The organism is Pedobacter sp. G11 (assembly GCF_003860265.1).
In the GTDB taxonomy this organism is placed as follows: Bacteria; Bacteroidota; Bacteroidia; order Sphingobacteriales; family Sphingobacteriaceae; genus Pedobacter; species Pedobacter agri.
Window position 1 is genome coordinate 2,275,622 of record NZ_CP034190.1, and the last position, 15,925, is coordinate 2,291,546.

Sequence of the window (15,925 nt, forward strand, 5' to 3'; positions counted from 1 at the left end):
TTGTTCAATTATGAACGCTACAAATATTAACAGTCTTTCAAATGCCGATTTATTTGCTTGCAATGCCATCTGTTTTAATTGGCATAGCAATCGCTGAAATTAGAGCGATGAAAAAGTGAAACCCTTATCTGAAAAATATTTTAAAGCCCGCGGTAGTGTATATTCCAGTCGATCGAAAGCTTTCAGGCTATCATGAAAAACTACAATTGAACCATTTTCCGTATGGTTTATAACGTTCTGGTAGCATTTTTCCGGGGAAAGATTAATGTCGAAGTCACCGCTAAGCACATCCCACATGACGATTTGCAGTCCGGTACTGGAAGTCGAAAGTCTGGATTCACTTCGATCTAAAACTAAAGACTTGAGCCTACGGACTTGAGACTTTTTTATCCTCCCGTAAGGTGGCCGAAAAAGGTTAGTGCGTGTAAGTTGCTGGCACATTAAGGTATTTTCAATATAGGTTTCATCATCAGTTTTCCATCCTTTTAAGTGGTTAAAAGTATGGTTGCCGACTGCATGCCCATCGTTTATCACATGAGCATAAACTTCGGGATGTTTTACAATATTATCGCCGATACAGAAAAAAGTGGCTTTTGCATTAAAGGCTTTTAAAGTTTTTAACACAAAATCTGTAACATTGGGTATAGGTCCATCGTCAAAGGTCAAATAAATAACTTTTTCGGTACGGGATTTATTCCACAGAAGTGATGGATAATACCATTTTAGCAGAAGCGGCGATTTGATCAGGTACATTTGACACCAAAGTTAGTAAATGCCTGTACAGATTGAAATTATTAAAGTTGTTTATATAGATTTGAAACAAATTATGAAAATGTTTACCAAAAATAAGTTTATTACCGGATCTGCATTATTATTGGCGTTAAGCTTTAGTCAGAATATTAAGGCGCAAGAAGTGATTACCATCGAACAGGCTGTTGAAAATACTTTAAAAAATAATTTAAATATTAAACAGGCTGCATTTAGCGCCTCAATTAGTGAAGAAGATTTACGCCAGTCTAAAAATGCACTGTTGCCAACCTTAAACGGAAGTATTAATCAATCCATGCAATGGGGAAGGAGTCAGCAAGTTTCTGGTTTATTCGAAAACACGCAGAATTATAATTTGAATCCAAACCTTAATGCCAACGTGGTACTTTTCGGCGGCGGCACAAGGATAAACCAGATCAGACAGAATAAATTTTTGTTAGATGCAGGAAAAACCAATGTAGATAAAGTAAAAAATGATTTGATTCTTCAGGTGGTAACTGCTTATCTACAGGTACTCAATAACCAGGACCAGGTCAAAGCGACACAGCAACAATTAGAAGTTGCAAATTCTACTTTGAAACGCGAGCAGGCGTTGCTCGATGTGGGTAATAAAACACTGGCAGATATTTCTCAGGCAAAATCGCAGGCTGCAACTGCAGAATTAAACCTAACTGATGCACAAAACCAGTTAACCATTTCTTATTTAACATTAGGTCAGCTCATGGAAATACAGCCACCCATGACGTTCAAAGTGCAGCCCCCTTTGGTAAATGAAATCGAAAATTTAAAAACTACATACGTTCCGAACGATATTTATAAACAAGCTATGGAGACGTTTCCAGATATTAAATTGGCCTGGAATTATACCAAAGCAGCTGAAAAGGCAGTCGATGTAGCAAGAGGTAGTTATTTTCCTCAAATTACATTCGGTGGTGGTTTAGGTTCTGCCTACTATTACCAGTTTAATGCAAGTTCACTTCGTCCGAATGCAGCTTTTGGTAACCAGTTAACAGATAACTTTGGACAGTTTGTAAGTATGGGCATTCAAATTCCGATTTTAAACGGATTCTCAACGAGATCAAATGTTAGAAGGGCAAAAATTACATTATTGCAACGCAAAACCGATGAAGCATTAGCTAAAAACAACTTAATTAAAGTGATTAATCAGGCTGTTGCAGATTTGAATGCAGCCAAAAGCCGCTTCAGTTCTACACAGAACGCATTCGAGGCTCAAAAAGACGCTTTCTATGTAATAGATCAGCGTTATAACGTGGGTTTAGTAAATTCACTGGATTATAGCACCGCACAAACCAATAGAAACAGAGCTGAAATCGATTTCATCCTGGCTAAATACGATTTGATTTTCAGGGCTAAAGTAATCGATTACTACCTAGGGAAGCAAATCACTTTTTAAGCATCATACGAAAGAAGAAAGAATTAACCTTTCAAACTTCAAGACATTACAACTTTAATACAAACAAACGAAATACATTAAACAATTATGAAACTGAAGCACATATTAATTACCATTGGTGTTATCGTTGCAATTTTAGTAGTACTAAAATTAACCGGAGTTATTGGCGGTGATAAAACCGAAAAAGTAACTACCGAAAAAGCATCAGATAAAACTGTTGTTGAAACAGTAACGGCAAGTGGTAAGATTCAACCGGAAACCGAAGTTAAACTAAGTTCAGAAGTATCGGGTGAGGTTGTTGAGTTGAAAGTAAAAGAAGGCGATATTGTAAAAGCCGGACAATTGCTTTGTAAGGTTCGCCCTGATATCTTACAATCAGGATACGAACGCACCGTAGCCACTTACAATGCCCAAAAAGCAAGTGTAGCCTCTGCACAACAACAGTTGGTGCAAAACCAGGCTAATTTTGTAAATGCAGAAGCTACTTACAAACGCAACGTGGAGCTTTTTAACAAAAAGGTGATTTCTGCTTCAGAGTTTGATGCCGCAAAAGCTGCATTTTTAACAGCTAAAGCAAATTTAGCCAGTGCCAAAGAAAATGTAACAGGAGCTAAATTTACCTTAGAGCAAACTGGTGCGAATGTGAAAGAGGCGGGTGCCAACCTAGCCAGAACAACCATTTATGCACCTGCTGATGGTGTGGTTTCAAAATTATCAATCGAATTGGGCGACCGTATTTTGGGTACCTCACAAATGGCTGGTACAGAAATCATGCGTATTTCTAATTTGGCCTCAATGGAGGTGAACGTTGATGTAAATGAAAATGATATTACCCGTGTAAAAGTTGGTGATAAAGCATCTATTGAAGTTGATGCTTTTTCTGATAAAAAGTTCAGGGGTGTGGTCACAGAAATTGCAAGTTCATCAACCGCTGTTGGAACTACTACTACCAGTTCTGTTGATCAGGTAACCAACTTCTCGGTAAAAATCAGGATTTCTGAGGAGATAGAAGGTAAACAGCAGTCTATTTTCCGTCCGGGCATGTCAGCCACTGTTGATATCGAAAGTGAAACGGTTAAAGGTTTGGCTATTCCTATTCAAGCTGTGTTTACCGAAAATAGCAAAGGTGGCGATGGCGAGAAAAATCAGGGAAATGATGAAAACGCCAGCAAACAAAAATCGAAGCTAACAGATAAAAAAGTTAAACAGTTTGTGTATAGCTTTGATGATAAAACTAAAAAAGTGAAGAAGGTTGAAGTATCAACCGGTATTCAGAACGATCAGTTTATTATCGTGAAATCTGGCATAAAAGCAGGCCAGGAGATTGTAACTGGTCCGTATTCTGCAATCCAAAACAAGTTAAAAGACGGCATGATTGTAGAAAAAACAGCAAAAGATCAATTATTTAGCAAAGACGGTAAAAAGTAGGTTTAAGCTAAAGAGTTAAGGCGCAAGGTTTACGATGCATATTTGCGTCTATACCTTGCGCCTTTTATTTTTTTTGTTTTAATATTTGCCATTAATAGTAACTTGCGGCCTTAAGGTGTAAATAAAGGTTTAGGTGGTATGGTGTATGGTTTAAGAACGTGGTGTCTAATCCTTAGCCTTATTTCTTAAACCTTCTGCCGTTAATCACACCTTTTACCTTTAACATTTTTTGATAACATGGTACCTAAAATAGCAATGATAGGGGGCGGAAGCTGGGCGACTGCCATTATAAAAATGCTTTCAGATAATTTATCTGAAAAGGAAATTTTTTGGTGGATGCGCAACGAGGTAGCTATCGATCATATTAAGAAGTTTAAGCATAATCCACACTATTTAAGTTCGGTTGAGATAAAATTTACGGAAAGCAATATTTCCTCAGATATCAACGCTATTGTTAAACAAGCCGATTTTGTTATCTTAAACGTACCTGCTGCATTTTTGAAAGAAACCTTAACCTCTGTTACGAGTGCAAATTTGAGAGGCAAAAAAATTATTTCTGCCATCAAAGGTATCGTTCCGGAAGATAATCTGATTATCGGAGAGTTTTTACATGAAAAATACGATGTTCCTTTCGAAGATATCCTGGTGGTTAGTGGCCCTTGCCATGCGGAAGAAGTGGCGCTGGAGAAATTATCCTATCTCACAATCGCTTGTACCGAAATTAAAACGGCAAATATTTTCGCATCTTTTTTAAATACCAGGTATATCAAAACCAATGTATCAGATGATATTTTTGGAACGGAATACGCTGCAGTGCTCAAAAATATTTATGCAGTAGCCAGTGGTATTTGCCATGGCATTGGCTATGGCGATAATTTTCAGGCCGTTTTAATCAGTAACGCCATCCGGGAAATCAAACGTTTTGTAGACGCTGTTCATCCCATTAATCGCGATATTATGGAATCAGCATACCTGGGCGATTTATTGGTTACAGCCTACTCACAATTCAGTCGTAACCGTACTTTCGGCAACATGGTAGGCAAGGGTTATACTGTTAAATCGGCGCAATTGGAAATGAATATGATTGCTGAAGGATATTATGCGGCTAAATGCATGCATATTAAAAATTCAGCTTATAATGTAGATATGCCCATCAGCAAGGCCGTTCATAATATTTTGTATGAGAACCGATCGCCACAAATTGAGATGAAACTACTTGCAGAGCGCTTAAATTAAGATTTGAAAAGCAAATTTTGTGCTGATCGGTTAATGCAGTCCTTCTTTTCGCTAAATCCCCGATGAAAAATCGGGGGATACCGCTCCAAGAAGGTTTATTTAACAAGTTGCTGTACTGCTATTTAAAACAAATTGCCCAGGCAACTGTTGTTGATTAAAATAAAAGTATAGCTGTCATGAAAAAGAAATTTGCAATAGGTTTACTAACGCTCGCATTGTTTGGCGGTGTAACCTTAAGTGTTAATGCACAAGAGAAAAAAACAGAAGTTGGTAAAGCATTAGATCAAACTGGTAAAGCCATAGGTAAAGGTGCTAAATCAGTTGGTAATAAAACGGCTGAAGTTGCTGTAAAAGGGGGCTCAAAAGTTGCTGATAAAACCTGGAAAGGTAAAATGGCTCCAGATGGCTCAAACGTTTATATCAACTCTAAAAATGAGAAATATTACGTGAACGCTAAGGGTGCAAAAATTTGGTTAAAACCTAGCCAGATTAAAAACAGACCAGAGCCTAAAAACTAATAATATAAAAAACCGATATTAAAGTATCGGTTTTTTATATTATCTACTTTGTTTTAAAGAAAAATACCTAAGATAAGCCCGAAAGGTATGTTTTTGGGCTTTAAGCATTTAAACAATCGTTCCGTACAAGTCAAAATCTTCAGCTCTATCAATTTTTACATGTACAAAACTTCCGTTGGCTGCATATCCTGTTGCTGCATCAATAAGTACCTCATTGTCAACTTCTGGTGAATCGAATTCGGTTCTGCCTACAAAAAAATCACCTTCTTTCTTATCAACCAAAACTTTGAAAGTCTGTCCAACTTTGTCCTGGTTAATATCGAAAGAAATACCCTGTTGAATTTCCATAATGTCGTCAACTCGTTGTTGTTTTACTTCTTCAGGAATGTCATCGACCAAAGTATGTGCATGTGTTTTTTCTTCATGAGAATAAGTAAAGCAACCTAAACGGTCGAACTTGGTTTCGGCAACCCATTCTTTCATTTCTTGAAAGTCATATTCAGTTTCGCCAGGGTAACCGCAAATTAATGTAGTACGCATAGCGATGTTTGGCACTTTGTCTCTAATCTGGTTTACCAAATCAATCGTTTTCTGCTTCGTTGTACCACGGCGCATCGATTTTAGCATATTGTCGGTAATGTGCTGCAATGGCATATCCAGGTATTTGCAGATATTATCACGCTCATTCATTGCATCTAAAATCTCCATCGGAAAACCACTTGGATAAGCATATTGTAAACGAATCCATTCAATTCCCGGAACGTCAGATAAACGACGCATCAACTCATCAAGTTTACGAACGCCGTATAAATCTAAGCCGTAGTAAGTTAAATCCTGAGCAATAAGAATCAGTTCCTTAGTGCCGTTTTTAGCTAATATTTTTGCCTCATTTACCAATTCTTCCATTGGTTTGCTCATGTGTTTTCCACGCATTAAAGGAATGGCGCAAAACGAACATGGACGGTTACAGCCCTCCGCAATTTTAAAATAAGCAAAGTGCGATGGCGTAGTTAATAAACGTTCCCCAATCAGCTCATGTTTATAGTTTGCACCTAATTCGTGTAAAATATTCTGTAAATCATTGGTGCCAAAAAAAGCATCAACATTTGTAATTTCTGATTCTAATTCTGGTTTGTAGCGTTCAGATAAACAACCTGTAACCACTACTTTGCCAATTTTACCCGCTTCTTTAAGTTCGCTAAATTGCAGAATGGTATCGATAGATTCCTGTTTAGCATTATCAATGAAACCGCAAGTGTTAATCACAACAATATCGTCCTTGCCCATTTTGTCAGCTTCGTGAACAACATTTAGGTTATTGCCACGTAACTGTCCCATCAATACTTCTGAATCGTATATGTTTTTTGAACAACCTAACGTAATCACGTTGATTTTAGGTTGTTTAATTGCAGCTTTATTTCTTACTATTTTGGTATTCATCTTTTACACTTAATCTTACTATTACTTAAACAAGTGGGAGCGTCCCGCACCCTGAGTTTATTTCAGGGTTTTATTTGCCAATAAAGGCTGAATAAATTAGTTCAGTTATTTGAACAAACTACTCACAAACTCTTTTTTATCAAAAAGTTGTAAATCGCCTATTTTTTCGCCTACCCCAATATATTTCACCGGAATTTTAAATTGATCTGAGATACCGATCACCACGCCGCCTTTAGCTGTACCATCTAGTTTAGTAATCGCCAGGGCATTTACATCAGTAGCCTCGGTAAATTGTTTGCATTGCTCGAAAGCGTTCTGTCCTGTTGAGGCATCCAATACCAGCAGAATTTCGTGTGGCGCACCCGGAACCACCTTTTGCATTACTTGTTTAATTTTACCGAGTTCGTTCATTAAACCAATTTTGTTATGTAATCGGCCAGCAGTATCAATAATCACAACGTCTTCGCCATTGGCTACAGCCGATTGTAAAGTATCGAAAGCAACAGATGCTGGATCCGAACCCATTGGTTGCGCAACCACTCTCACATCTACACGCTGTCCCCAAAGTTTAATCTGGTCAACGGCAGCAGCTCTAAATGTATCTGCTGCGCCTAACACCACCTTTAAACCCGATTCTTTAAGTTTATGTGCAAGTTTGCCAATGGTTGTGGTTTTACCTACGCCATTAACACCCACCACCATTATTACATAAGGTTTATGATCGCCATACTCGAACTGACGGAAATCGTTGCTGTTATTTTCAGATAGCAGCAATTGAATCTCATCTCTTAAAATAAAGTTAAGCTCCGAAGTATTGAGATATTTGTCTTTAGAAACGCGTTCTTCAATGCGTTTAATGATTTTTAATGTGGTGCTTACACCTACATCAGAAGTTACCAAAACCTCTTCAAGGTTATCGAGCACCTCATCATCAACGGTTGACTTTCCTGCAACAGCCTTGGTAATTTTGCTGAAAAAACCATCTTTGGTTTTCTCTAAACCTTTATCAAGTGCTTCCTGAGCTTCAGGTGCAGTTTCTTTCTTTTTGAAAAAATCAAATAAGCCCATATCTAAATTTTATATAACAAAAAAAGCCCTCCCGGTTAAAACGGAACGGCCTTTAATATTTTCTGATTAAAAAATATTAACCTTATTTAGATGCGATAGCATCTTTTACGTGGTCGTTATGAACGATAAGTTCTTTGAATGAATAAGCACCAGTTTTAGGTGATTTAACCATTGTAATTACTTTCGAATATTCTTTACCTGTACCGGTTTTAAGGGTTGCAACTACTTTCTTTGCCATGTTCTTATAATTTTAATGATTGAATGATAGATTGATAGAATGCGGGTTAAAACACCCTAAACCTTCTACCGTTAAATCATCAATCTTATTTAATCTCTTTGTGTACTGTTACTTTTCTCAATACTGGGTTGAATTTTTTCAATTCTAAACGCTCAGTAGTGTTTTTACGGTTTTTCGTAGAAATATATCTAGACATACCTGGCATGCCACTTTCTTTGTGCTCAGTACATTCTAAAATAACCTGAACTCTGTTACCTTTTTTTGCCATTTTAATATTAATTGTAAACTGTTAATCTCAACAGTTAATGTTTTTACAAAAATCCTTTTTTTACAAAACGATTGATCGCTTCGCTAATACCCACTTTATTGATGGTTTTAATCGCTGAAGTAGAAACTTTCAACGTAATCCAACGGTCTTCTTCAGGGATATAAAATTTCTGAAGTTTCAAATTAGGATAAAATTTGCGTTTGGTTTTAACGTTCGAGTGTGATACGTTATTACCTTTCATTGCCATTTTTCCTGTTAAATCACAAACTCTTGACATGACTTGTAAATATAGTTGTTAAAATATCGTCGCTTAATTTTTTTAAGAGTGTGCAAATATCTGAATAATAATTTAAAAAGACAATAGTACTGTGTTTATTTTTTTAAATTTAGATTGATATCCCACTTCCCTGATTCTAAAAGCTCAAAATCAAGGGTTTCACCCATGGTTACTATTTGCAAATGTAAGGGAAATTCGAGCTTGGTAAACGTATATAAACTTGATGTTTTAGTGGCTGATTCACCCTTCATATCCTCATATTTTCCCTTCAAAATTTTCACAGCAGAAATGGTTGGAAGGTTATCATCTCCATATTGTTTATTTCCCTGTAAAACTGCAGTTTTAATAGCATTGGAATTTGATTCTGCTGTCGCAAAACTGATCTTTACATTGACAATTTCCTCTTTGGATTTTTTGTTTTTACTAAAAAATACATCATCGATCTTTGCTGTTTTGGCAAACAAGATGTATTGATTTGTTTTTTTTAAGGTATCTGTTAGATGTTCACTGGCCGATGAAACCAATGAATTTGTAAGTAACAGACAAAAGATGATGGCGATAATTTTTCTCATAATTCAAAATTAAGATAATTCGGCAATTGTCGGTTTTTTTCCGCGTTAATTAACCACAACGTTTTTGATACAATTCGAATATTTAATTCCATCAATATTTATTTAAATTAGCCGCTACTAACAAAATATATACCTAGCACCATGCAAATCACATCTTTTAAGCAATACGAAGAAGATTATAAAAAAAGTATAGAAAACCCCGAGCAGTTCTGGGGAGAGGTTGCCCAGAATTTTCAATGGCGCAAACCTTGGTTTAAAGTATTATCATGGAATTTTAATGAGCCGGATATTAAATGGTTTGAAGGGGCAAAGCTTAACATTACTGAAAATTGTCTCGATAGACACTTGGAAAAAAATGGGGATAAACCCGCTATTATTTGGGAACCTAATAACCCGGAAGAAGAAAGTGTAACCCTGACTTATAAAATGTTGCATGAACGGGTTTGTCGTTTTGCTAATGTGTTAAAACGCAACGGAGCTAAAAAAGGTGACCGCATATGCATCTATATGCCGATGGTGCCTGAATTGGCTATTGCCGTTTTAGCTTGTGCCAGAATTGGTGCAGTTCATTCTGTTATTTTTGGCGGGTTTTCAGCAAAATCAATAGCCGACCGTATTAATGATTCTCAATGCAAACTTGTCATCACTGCTGATGGCGCCTACCGCGGCAATAAACAGATTCCGCTTAAAGATGTAATTGATGATGCTTTGATTGGCTGCCCGACAGTTGAAAAATGTATCGTTTTAACGCATGTCCGTACACCCGTTTCTATGCTGAAAGGCCGTGATGTTTGGTGGGAAGATGAAGTGAAACACGTGAACGATATCTGTGAAGCAGAAGAAATGGATGCGGAGGATATGCTTTTCATTCTTTACACCTCAGGATCAACCGGCAAACCTAAAGGCGTAGTGCATACCTGTGGCGGCTATATGGTTTACGCAGGTTACACTTTTACCAATGTATTTAATTATCAACCTGGCGAAGTTTATTTTTGTACTGCAGATATTGGCTGGATAACAGGCCATTCTTACATTGTTTACGGACCGCTTTCTCAAGGTGCTACATCAGTATTATTCGAAGGCATTCCAACCTATCCCGATGCTTCGCGATTTTGGGATATTGTAGAAAAGCATAAAGTAAATACTCTTTATACAGCACCAACGGCCATACGTTCGTTGATGAGTTTTGGTGATGATCCTTTAAATGAAAAGGATTTGAGCAGCATTCGCGTACTGGGTTCGGTAGGAGAACCAATTAATGAAGAAGCCTGGCACTGGTTCGATGAGAAAATCGGACACGGAAAAGCGCCAATTGTTGATACCTGGTGGCAAACTGAAACCGGGGGCATTATGATTTCGCCGATTGCAACCGTAACGCCCACCAAACCTAGTTATGCTACTTTGCCTTTACCTGGCATTCAGCCAATTTTAGTTGATGAAAATGGGAAGGAAATTGAAGGAAATGGTGTGAGTGGAAACCTTTGTATTAAGTTTCCGTGGCCAGGCATGCTGCGGACCACCTATGGAGACCATGAACGCTGTAAACAAACCTATTTTTCTACTTATGAAAATTTATATTTCACAGGTGATGGTTGCTTACGTGATGAAGATGGATATTATAGAATCACGGGTCGTGTAGATGATGTGTTGAATGTTTCCGGACATAGAATTGGAACTGCAGAAGTAGAAAATGCCATCAACATGCATGCAGGTGTGGTAGAAAGCGCTGTAGTTGGCTATCCACATGATGTTAAAGGACAAGGGATTTACGCTTTCGTAATAAATCCCGAAATGCATGGAGAAGAGGAGCTAACTAAAAAAGATATTCTGCAAACCGTAACCAGGGTAATTGGTGCGATAGCAAAGCCTGATAAAATACTTTTCGTTTCTGGCTTGCCTAAAACCCGTTCAGGTAAAATTATGCGTAGAATTTTAAGAAAAATTGCAGAAGGCGATACCTCAAATTTAGGTGATACCTCAACGCTATTGGATCCGGCGGTAGTGGAGCAAATTATCGAAGCTTCGAAAACTTTAAAATAAAATGCTAAAAAAAAAGCCGATCTATTGATCGGCTTTTTTTGTTGGATTTAACTTGATTAATACCCAGGGTTTTGCGTTAAATTTTTGTTTGCATCCAGTTCTACTTGAGGAATTGGGAAAACTAAATTATTTGCATTCCATGGAATCGATCCAATATTAGTTTGCGTCCTTTTTGCATCATGCAGGGCAAAACCTTCGAAAGCAAGTTCCAGTTTACGTTCATTTAGAATGTTTGCAAGTGTTGCACTCGTGGTGGTTAGGCCAGCCCGGCTTCTTACCACTGCTAAATCTTGTAAAGGTGTTCTACCTCCAATTGGTGCGGCAGGTGCCAAACGAACATTGCATTCTGCTCTAATCAGATACATTTCGGCTAACCTGATAATGGAAACATTGCCATATGGATTTGCAAATTTTGAGGTATACATATCTCCATCATCATATAATGCATTTACCCTATCATCTGTTCCAACATAATTTGCATCGATCCAGGCTTGAGAGATTACAGCATCTCCACGACCTCCATAAGTAGATGAACCGTAAAATTCATTGTAACCATTAAATCCTGTTAAGGTGGTCACCTGAATAGAAAAAACATCTTCGGTAGTATTCGATCCGGCACTGGATCCCATGGTTGGGAAAGCAGCAATATAAGATGAGGTTAAGGAATAATTTCCTGAGGTAATTACCCTGTTCGCTGCCGCACCAGCTGCGGCATAGTTGCCCATCTGCAGGTACAATCTGGCCAACATTCCTGCTGCTGCAGATTTTGTTGCAAAAAAACCGTTTGTTGCAGGTAGCTTAGCTTCAGCATCGGTTAAATCGGCAATAGCCTGGGCATATACAGCAGCAACAGTTGCCCTGCTTACATAACTTTGATCATTAACAGCTGTAGTTGGTGTCAACACGATGGGTACGCCCAGGTTGGTTGTTGGTGATCCATCATTATAGGCTTTACCGAACAATCTAACCAAATCAAAATAAACTGATCCCCTGATAAATTTAGCTTCTCCCTCAACTTTATCCTTTTTCGCTGCATCAACCTTTGCAATGGCGGCTAAAACATTGTTAGCATCATTAATAGTAGTATAACCCGCTGCCCAAACATTATTAACAAAGGTGTTTGTTTTCAGTAGTGATTTATTTATGGTTTGCGTAAGCTCTTCATAAGTTCCGTACCATTCAATTGCATTGGTATTGGCCAGGAAATCTGCCATTAAAAAAGGTCTTCCACCGTACAGATTTCTGCTTCCCAATGCTGAATATGATCCAACTAAAGCAACTTCTACATCTTTAGAAGTTAATAGTGCTTTGCTTTGCTCAATGGTATCTACAGGAGAAATTTCAAGCGCTTTTTTACATGATGACGCTACTGATAGTAACGTTGATGCCAATAGAAATTTATATATATATGTCTTTTTCATGTCTGTTCGTCTTTAAATTATAAGCCAATGTTAATACCAAAAGAAATTACGCGTGGCTGAGGTGCAGAATAGAAATCGACACCCTGATTAATATTGGTTGATTGATAGTCTGCATTAACCTCCGGATCCCAGCCTTTGTAGCCTGTAATGGTTGCCAGGTTTTGTGCAGTAGCATACAATCTTAACTTACTCAGTTTTATTTTTGTTAAAACAGATGCAGGAAAGGTATAGCCCAGTGTAAGCGTTTTTAAGCGAACAAAATTTCCACTTGATATGTATCTTGTTGAATTGCCAATTCCGTTTCCATAAAATAATCTTGGTTCCGGAACAGAGGTAATATCACCAGGCTTATCCCAATAAGCCATCTGATCAGCGGTTTGATTATCATAACCGTTAGATGCATTCGCACTCATGTATTGGCCACCAGCATTGAATATTTTATTACCAGCCACTCCTTGAAAAAACACACCCAAATCAAAGTTTTGATAAGAAAACGTATTATTAAAACCGAAGGTGTATTTTGGGTTAGGGTTCCCGGCAAAAATTCTTTGTGCCTGATTGATATCTGTTGTCGTCGATCTATCTAAATTGCCTGCAGCATCTGTGGTATTGCGGTAATACAAAGCATCTCCGTTAGCGGGGTTTACGCCTGCATACTCCGGTAAGTAAAATACGCCAATGGGTTGCCCGGCAATGGCAGCATTGATTTCGTTACTGTTTAAAACTTGTCCGCCTAAATCGGTGATTTTATTATTGTTAATTGCGGCCGTAAGTGCAGTAGACCATTTAAAAGCACCAACAAAGTTTTCCGTATTAATTCCCAGCTCAAAACCAGTGTTTTTCAACTTGCCGAGATTTTGTGTGATGGTTGCAAAACCAGTTGTTTGCGGGATAGGCACATCAAGCAATAAATCGGTGGTATTTTTTTGATAGAAGTCAAATGTACCTGTGATTCTATTTTTTAAAATACCGAAATCCAATCCTAAATCCAATTGTTTGGTTTTTTCCCAGGTTAAATCAGGGTTAGCTATGCGGGATGGAATCTGACCTGCAACTCCACCGTAAGCACCTGTTCCACTAAATAATCCTCTGGCAGAATAATTACCGATTTCAGCGTTACCTGTCAATCCATAACTGGCTCTTAATTTTAACAAACTGATGGTTTCGCTACTCTTTAAGAAATCTTCTTCTGAAGCAATCCATGCAACTGATCCTGCCGGGAAGTATCCATATCTATGGTTTTCTCCAAACCTGGAAGAACCATCTGCTCTTACACTAAATCCAACCAAATAACGATCATTGTATTTATAGTTTGCTCTGAAAAAATAAGAAAGGAAACTAAAAGCACTTTCGTTACTGGTCGCGATTACTTTAGTTGCTGCCGAACCTAATTTGATATAGGCATCACTAGGAAAATCCTGTCCTTCAATCGTACTGTATTTAGTAGTTGATTTTTGATAACTGGTTCCTAAAATCGCATCAAAAGTGCTCTTGCCAGCAGTTGTATTGTAGCTAAAGAAATTATTGGTATTGGTGTTAATTACAAAAGTGGAAATATTCTGACCATCGCCATTAGCGGTACCAGTATTTCTAAAGGTTAACGATCCATAATAACTTTCCTCATTTTGGTTTAAATTATCAATAGAGAAATCAGTGCTGAATTTTAACCCTTTAGCCAGGTTTACGTTGGCAAATGCTTTTCCTATGGTGCGATAAACAGTTGCTTTGTAGGCTGCATTTTCAATTCCAATGAAAGGATTATAATAAACCGGGTAATTAGATGCAGCACCTGGAAGTGTTCCGCTAATTAAACCTGATCTTGGATCGATAAAAGGCGTAATAGGAGATAAGGCCACGGATTGTAGCGGACTTGAAAAGGCGTTGTCATTTGATAAACGATTGTTAATGCTGTTGGAGAAATTCAGGTTTACACCTACTTCTAGAAAGTCGGTAACTTTATTGGTTAAGTTTAGCCTTCCGCTGTAACGCTTATAACTATTTCCTACAACAATACCCTTTTGATCGAGTGCTTGTCCACCGATATAAAACTTCGTTTTTTCATTTCCACCGGTTAAGTTTAAGTCATACTGTTGTGTAATCGGGTTGTTCTGAAATGATTCTCTTTCCCAATTGGTATTCACTTTGTATGTTTGATAATCATTATTTCCTGCAGAGTAACGGTTTAATCTGCCTTCAACAATTGATGCGTAATCATCTAAACCTTCCTGAAGAGTGGCATAATCGCCGTTTAGAAAATCCTGATTTGCAGCACCGGCACCTGCTCTTCTGATAATTTGTACATATTGTTCGGCATTCAGAAATTCTCTGTGGTTAGATGGCGTGCTAATTCCGCCTAAAGCATTAAATTGAATAAGCGTTTTTCCAGCCTTACCTTGTTTAGTGGTAATTAACACAACACCATTAGAAGCCCTTGCTCCGTAAATAGCAGAAGCTGATGCATCTTTCAATACCTCGATTGATTCAATGTCGTTCGTGTTTAAATCAGCTAAGGCACTTGTTGGTGCGGTTGTACTGGAAAAGTCTCCGGAAGTAATCGGGATTCCATCTACAATATATAATGGCTCACTGCCAGCGGTAACTGAGGCTGCACCACGAACACGAACCGTGATTCCCTGGCCGAGTTTTCCATTTTGGGCCGAAATCTGTACACCAGCAGCTTTACCCTGTAAAGCTTGTTCAAAGCTCGTTACGGGCAGGTTTTCAAGATCTTTGGATTTTACTGAAGCAACTGAGCCGGTAACATCTCTTTTAATTTGCGTTCCGTAACCCACAACTACAACATCAGAAAGTGTTGTATTTTCTTCATCTAAATTAGCATTTACCGTAGCGCCCGTGATGGAAACTTCTTTGGTTTTAAAACCAATAAAAGTAAATACTAGAGTTTTCGCATCACCCGGAACGCTTAACTTATAAGCACCTGTGGCATCTGTTTGGGTTCCGTTGGCTGGAGCCCCCTTTACATATACGCTCACACCTGGAATTGCTCCAGCCATGCTGGATGTAACCCTTCCGATGATGACCTTGTTTTGTGCGAAAGCAAGTGAAATCAATCCGAAAGATAAAATCATACTTAGGAGTAGTTTTTTCATCAAATTTTAGTTTTAGTTAATAAGGTTTTGGCTATTGAGGGAATGATATCTCAATTTAATAAAAAATACACATAAAACCTTTAGGAATAATTCGATTTAACAGTTTACATCGGCTGAATAGCTTATT

14 protein-coding genes are annotated in these 15,925 nt (G+C 37.9%); 5 read left to right on the top strand and 9 right to left on the bottom strand.

Annotated features, from left to right (window positions below; all coding sequences use genetic code 11):
• Window positions 1-99: 99 nt before the first annotated feature.
• Window positions 100-753, bottom strand: a complete 654-nt coding sequence (locus EA772_RS09910; RefSeq protein ID WP_124912835.1) for a polysaccharide deacetylase family protein — start codon at window positions 751-753, stop codon at window positions 100-102.
• Between the two features lie 19 nt (window positions 754-772).
• Here EA772_RS09910 and EA772_RS09915 point away from each other — a divergent pair, with 19 nt between their 5' ends.
• The 4 genes from EA772_RS09915 to EA772_RS09930 all read left to right on the top strand — a co-directional run bounded on the left by EA772_RS09915 (window position 773) and on the right by EA772_RS09930 (window position 5,364).
• Window positions 773-2,182, top strand: a complete 1,410-nt coding sequence (locus tag EA772_RS09915; RefSeq protein ID WP_246834082.1) for a TolC family protein — start codon at window positions 773-775, stop codon at window positions 2,180-2,182.
• Between the two features lie 87 nt (window positions 2,183-2,269).
• Window positions 2,270-3,610, top strand: a complete 1,341-nt coding sequence (locus tag EA772_RS09920; protein WP_010603392.1) for an efflux RND transporter periplasmic adaptor subunit — start codon at window positions 2,270-2,272, stop codon at window positions 3,608-3,610.
• Between the two features lie 237 nt (window positions 3,611-3,847).
• Window positions 3,848-4,846: an NAD(P)H-dependent glycerol-3-phosphate dehydrogenase gene (locus EA772_RS09925; RefSeq protein WP_210405088.1), complete on the top strand. Its 999-nt coding sequence runs from the start codon at window positions 3,848-3,850 to the stop codon at window positions 4,844-4,846.
• A gap of 176 nt (window positions 4,847-5,022) precedes the next feature.
• Window positions 5,023-5,364: a hypothetical protein gene (locus tag EA772_RS09930; protein ID WP_116169561.1), complete on the top strand. Its 342-nt coding sequence runs from the start codon at window positions 5,023-5,025 to the stop codon at window positions 5,362-5,364.
• Between the two features lie 108 nt (window positions 5,365-5,472).
• On the opposite strand, the gene rimO is transcribed toward EA772_RS09930, so the two are convergent.
• The 6 genes from rimO to EA772_RS09960 all read right to left on the bottom strand — a co-directional run bounded on the left by rimO (window position 5,473) and on the right by EA772_RS09960 (window position 9,227).
• Window positions 5,473-6,804, bottom strand: coding sequence for a 30S ribosomal protein S12 methylthiotransferase RimO (rimO, locus tag EA772_RS09935; RefSeq protein ID WP_116169563.1), 1,332 nt, complete (start codon window positions 6,802-6,804; stop codon window positions 5,473-5,475).
• Window positions 6,805-6,909: 105 nt separating this feature from the next.
• On the bottom strand, window positions 6,910-7,872 hold the full coding sequence (ftsY, locus tag EA772_RS09940; protein ID WP_010599809.1) for a signal recognition particle-docking protein FtsY: 963 nt from the start codon (window positions 7,870-7,872) through the stop codon (window positions 6,910-6,912).
• Window positions 7,873-7,954: 82 nt separating this feature from the next.
• Window positions 7,955-8,110 carry a DUF4295 domain-containing protein gene (locus tag EA772_RS09945; RefSeq protein WP_010599808.1) on the bottom strand — a complete coding sequence of 52 codons (156 nt, stop codon included), beginning with the start codon at window positions 8,108-8,110 and terminating at the stop codon, window positions 7,955-7,957.
• 85 nt (window positions 8,111-8,195) lie between these two features.
• Window positions 8,196-8,378, bottom strand: a complete 183-nt coding sequence (gene rpmG / locus EA772_RS09950) for a 50S ribosomal protein L33 (protein WP_010599807.1) — start codon at window positions 8,376-8,378, stop codon at window positions 8,196-8,198.
• A 43-nt stretch (window positions 8,379-8,421) separates the two neighbouring features.
• Window positions 8,422-8,655 (bottom strand): 50S ribosomal protein L28, encoded by a 234-nt coding sequence (rpmB, locus tag EA772_RS09955; protein ID WP_010599806.1) that lies wholly within the window; start codon window positions 8,653-8,655, stop codon window positions 8,422-8,424.
• A gap of 95 nt (window positions 8,656-8,750) precedes the next feature.
• Window positions 8,751-9,227, bottom strand: coding sequence for a hypothetical protein (locus tag EA772_RS09960; RefSeq protein WP_010599805.1), 477 nt, complete (start codon window positions 9,225-9,227; stop codon window positions 8,751-8,753).
• Between the two features lie 141 nt (window positions 9,228-9,368).
• On the opposite strand from EA772_RS09960, the gene acs reads away from it, so the two are divergent.
• Entirely contained in the window at window positions 9,369-11,267 is a 1,899-nt protein-coding gene (gene acs, locus EA772_RS09965; RefSeq protein ID WP_124912837.1) for an acetate--CoA ligase, read from the top strand.
• Window positions 11,268-11,323: 56 nt separating this feature from the next.
• Here acs and EA772_RS09970 read toward each other — a convergent pair whose 3' ends face one another.
• Together EA772_RS09970 and EA772_RS09975 are read right to left on the bottom strand one after the other, a co-directional pair.
• A complete protein-coding gene (locus EA772_RS09970; protein WP_124912839.1) occupies window positions 11,324-12,688 on the bottom strand; it encodes a RagB/SusD family nutrient uptake outer membrane protein in 1,365 nt (454 codons plus the stop codon).
• 17 nt (window positions 12,689-12,705) lie between these two features.
• Window positions 12,706-15,798: a TonB-dependent receptor gene (locus EA772_RS09975; RefSeq protein ID WP_124912841.1), complete on the bottom strand. Its 3,093-nt coding sequence runs from the start codon at window positions 15,796-15,798 to the stop codon at window positions 12,706-12,708.
• Window positions 15,799-15,925: the final 127 nt, after the last annotated feature.

Coding starts and splice junctions, on each gene's coding strand:
- EA772_RS09910 (WP_124912835.1), bottom strand. CDS start 753: ATGTACCTGATCAAATCGCCGCTTCTGCTAAAATGGTATTATCCATCA.
- EA772_RS09915 (WP_246834082.1), top strand. CDS start 773: ATGCCTGTACAGATTGAAATTATTAAAGTTGTTTATATAGATTTGAAA.
- EA772_RS09920 (WP_010603392.1), top strand. CDS start 2,270: ATGAAACTGAAGCACATATTAATTACCATTGGTGTTATCGTTGCAATT.
- EA772_RS09925 (WP_210405088.1), top strand. CDS start 3,848: ATGGTACCTAAAATAGCAATGATAGGGGGCGGAAGCTGGGCGACTGCC.
- EA772_RS09930 (WP_116169561.1), top strand. CDS start 5,023: ATGAAAAAGAAATTTGCAATAGGTTTACTAACGCTCGCATTGTTTGGC.
- rimO (WP_116169563.1), bottom strand. CDS start 6,804: ATGAATACCAAAATAGTAAGAAATAAAGCTGCAATTAAACAACCTAAA.
- ftsY (WP_010599809.1), bottom strand. CDS start 7,872: ATGGGCTTATTTGATTTTTTCAAAAAGAAAGAAACTGCACCTGAAGCT.
- EA772_RS09945 (WP_010599808.1), bottom strand. CDS start 8,110: ATGGCAAAGAAAGTAGTTGCAACCCTTAAAACCGGTACAGGTAAAGAA.
- rpmG (WP_010599807.1), bottom strand. CDS start 8,378: ATGGCAAAAAAAGGTAACAGAGTTCAGGTTATTTTAGAATGTACTGAG.
- rpmB (WP_010599806.1), bottom strand. CDS start 8,655: ATGTCAAGAGTTTGTGATTTAACAGGAAAAATGGCAATGAAAGGTAAT.
- EA772_RS09960 (WP_010599805.1), bottom strand. CDS start 9,227: ATGAGAAAAATTATCGCCATCATCTTTTGTCTGTTACTTACAAATTCA.
- acs (WP_124912837.1), top strand. CDS start 9,369: ATGCAAATCACATCTTTTAAGCAATACGAAGAAGATTATAAAAAAAGT.
- EA772_RS09970 (WP_124912839.1), bottom strand. CDS start 12,688: ATGAAAAAGACATATATATATAAATTTCTATTGGCATCAACGTTACTA.
- EA772_RS09975 (WP_124912841.1), bottom strand. CDS start 15,798: ATGAAAAAACTACTCCTAAGTATGATTTTATCTTTCGGATTGATTTCA.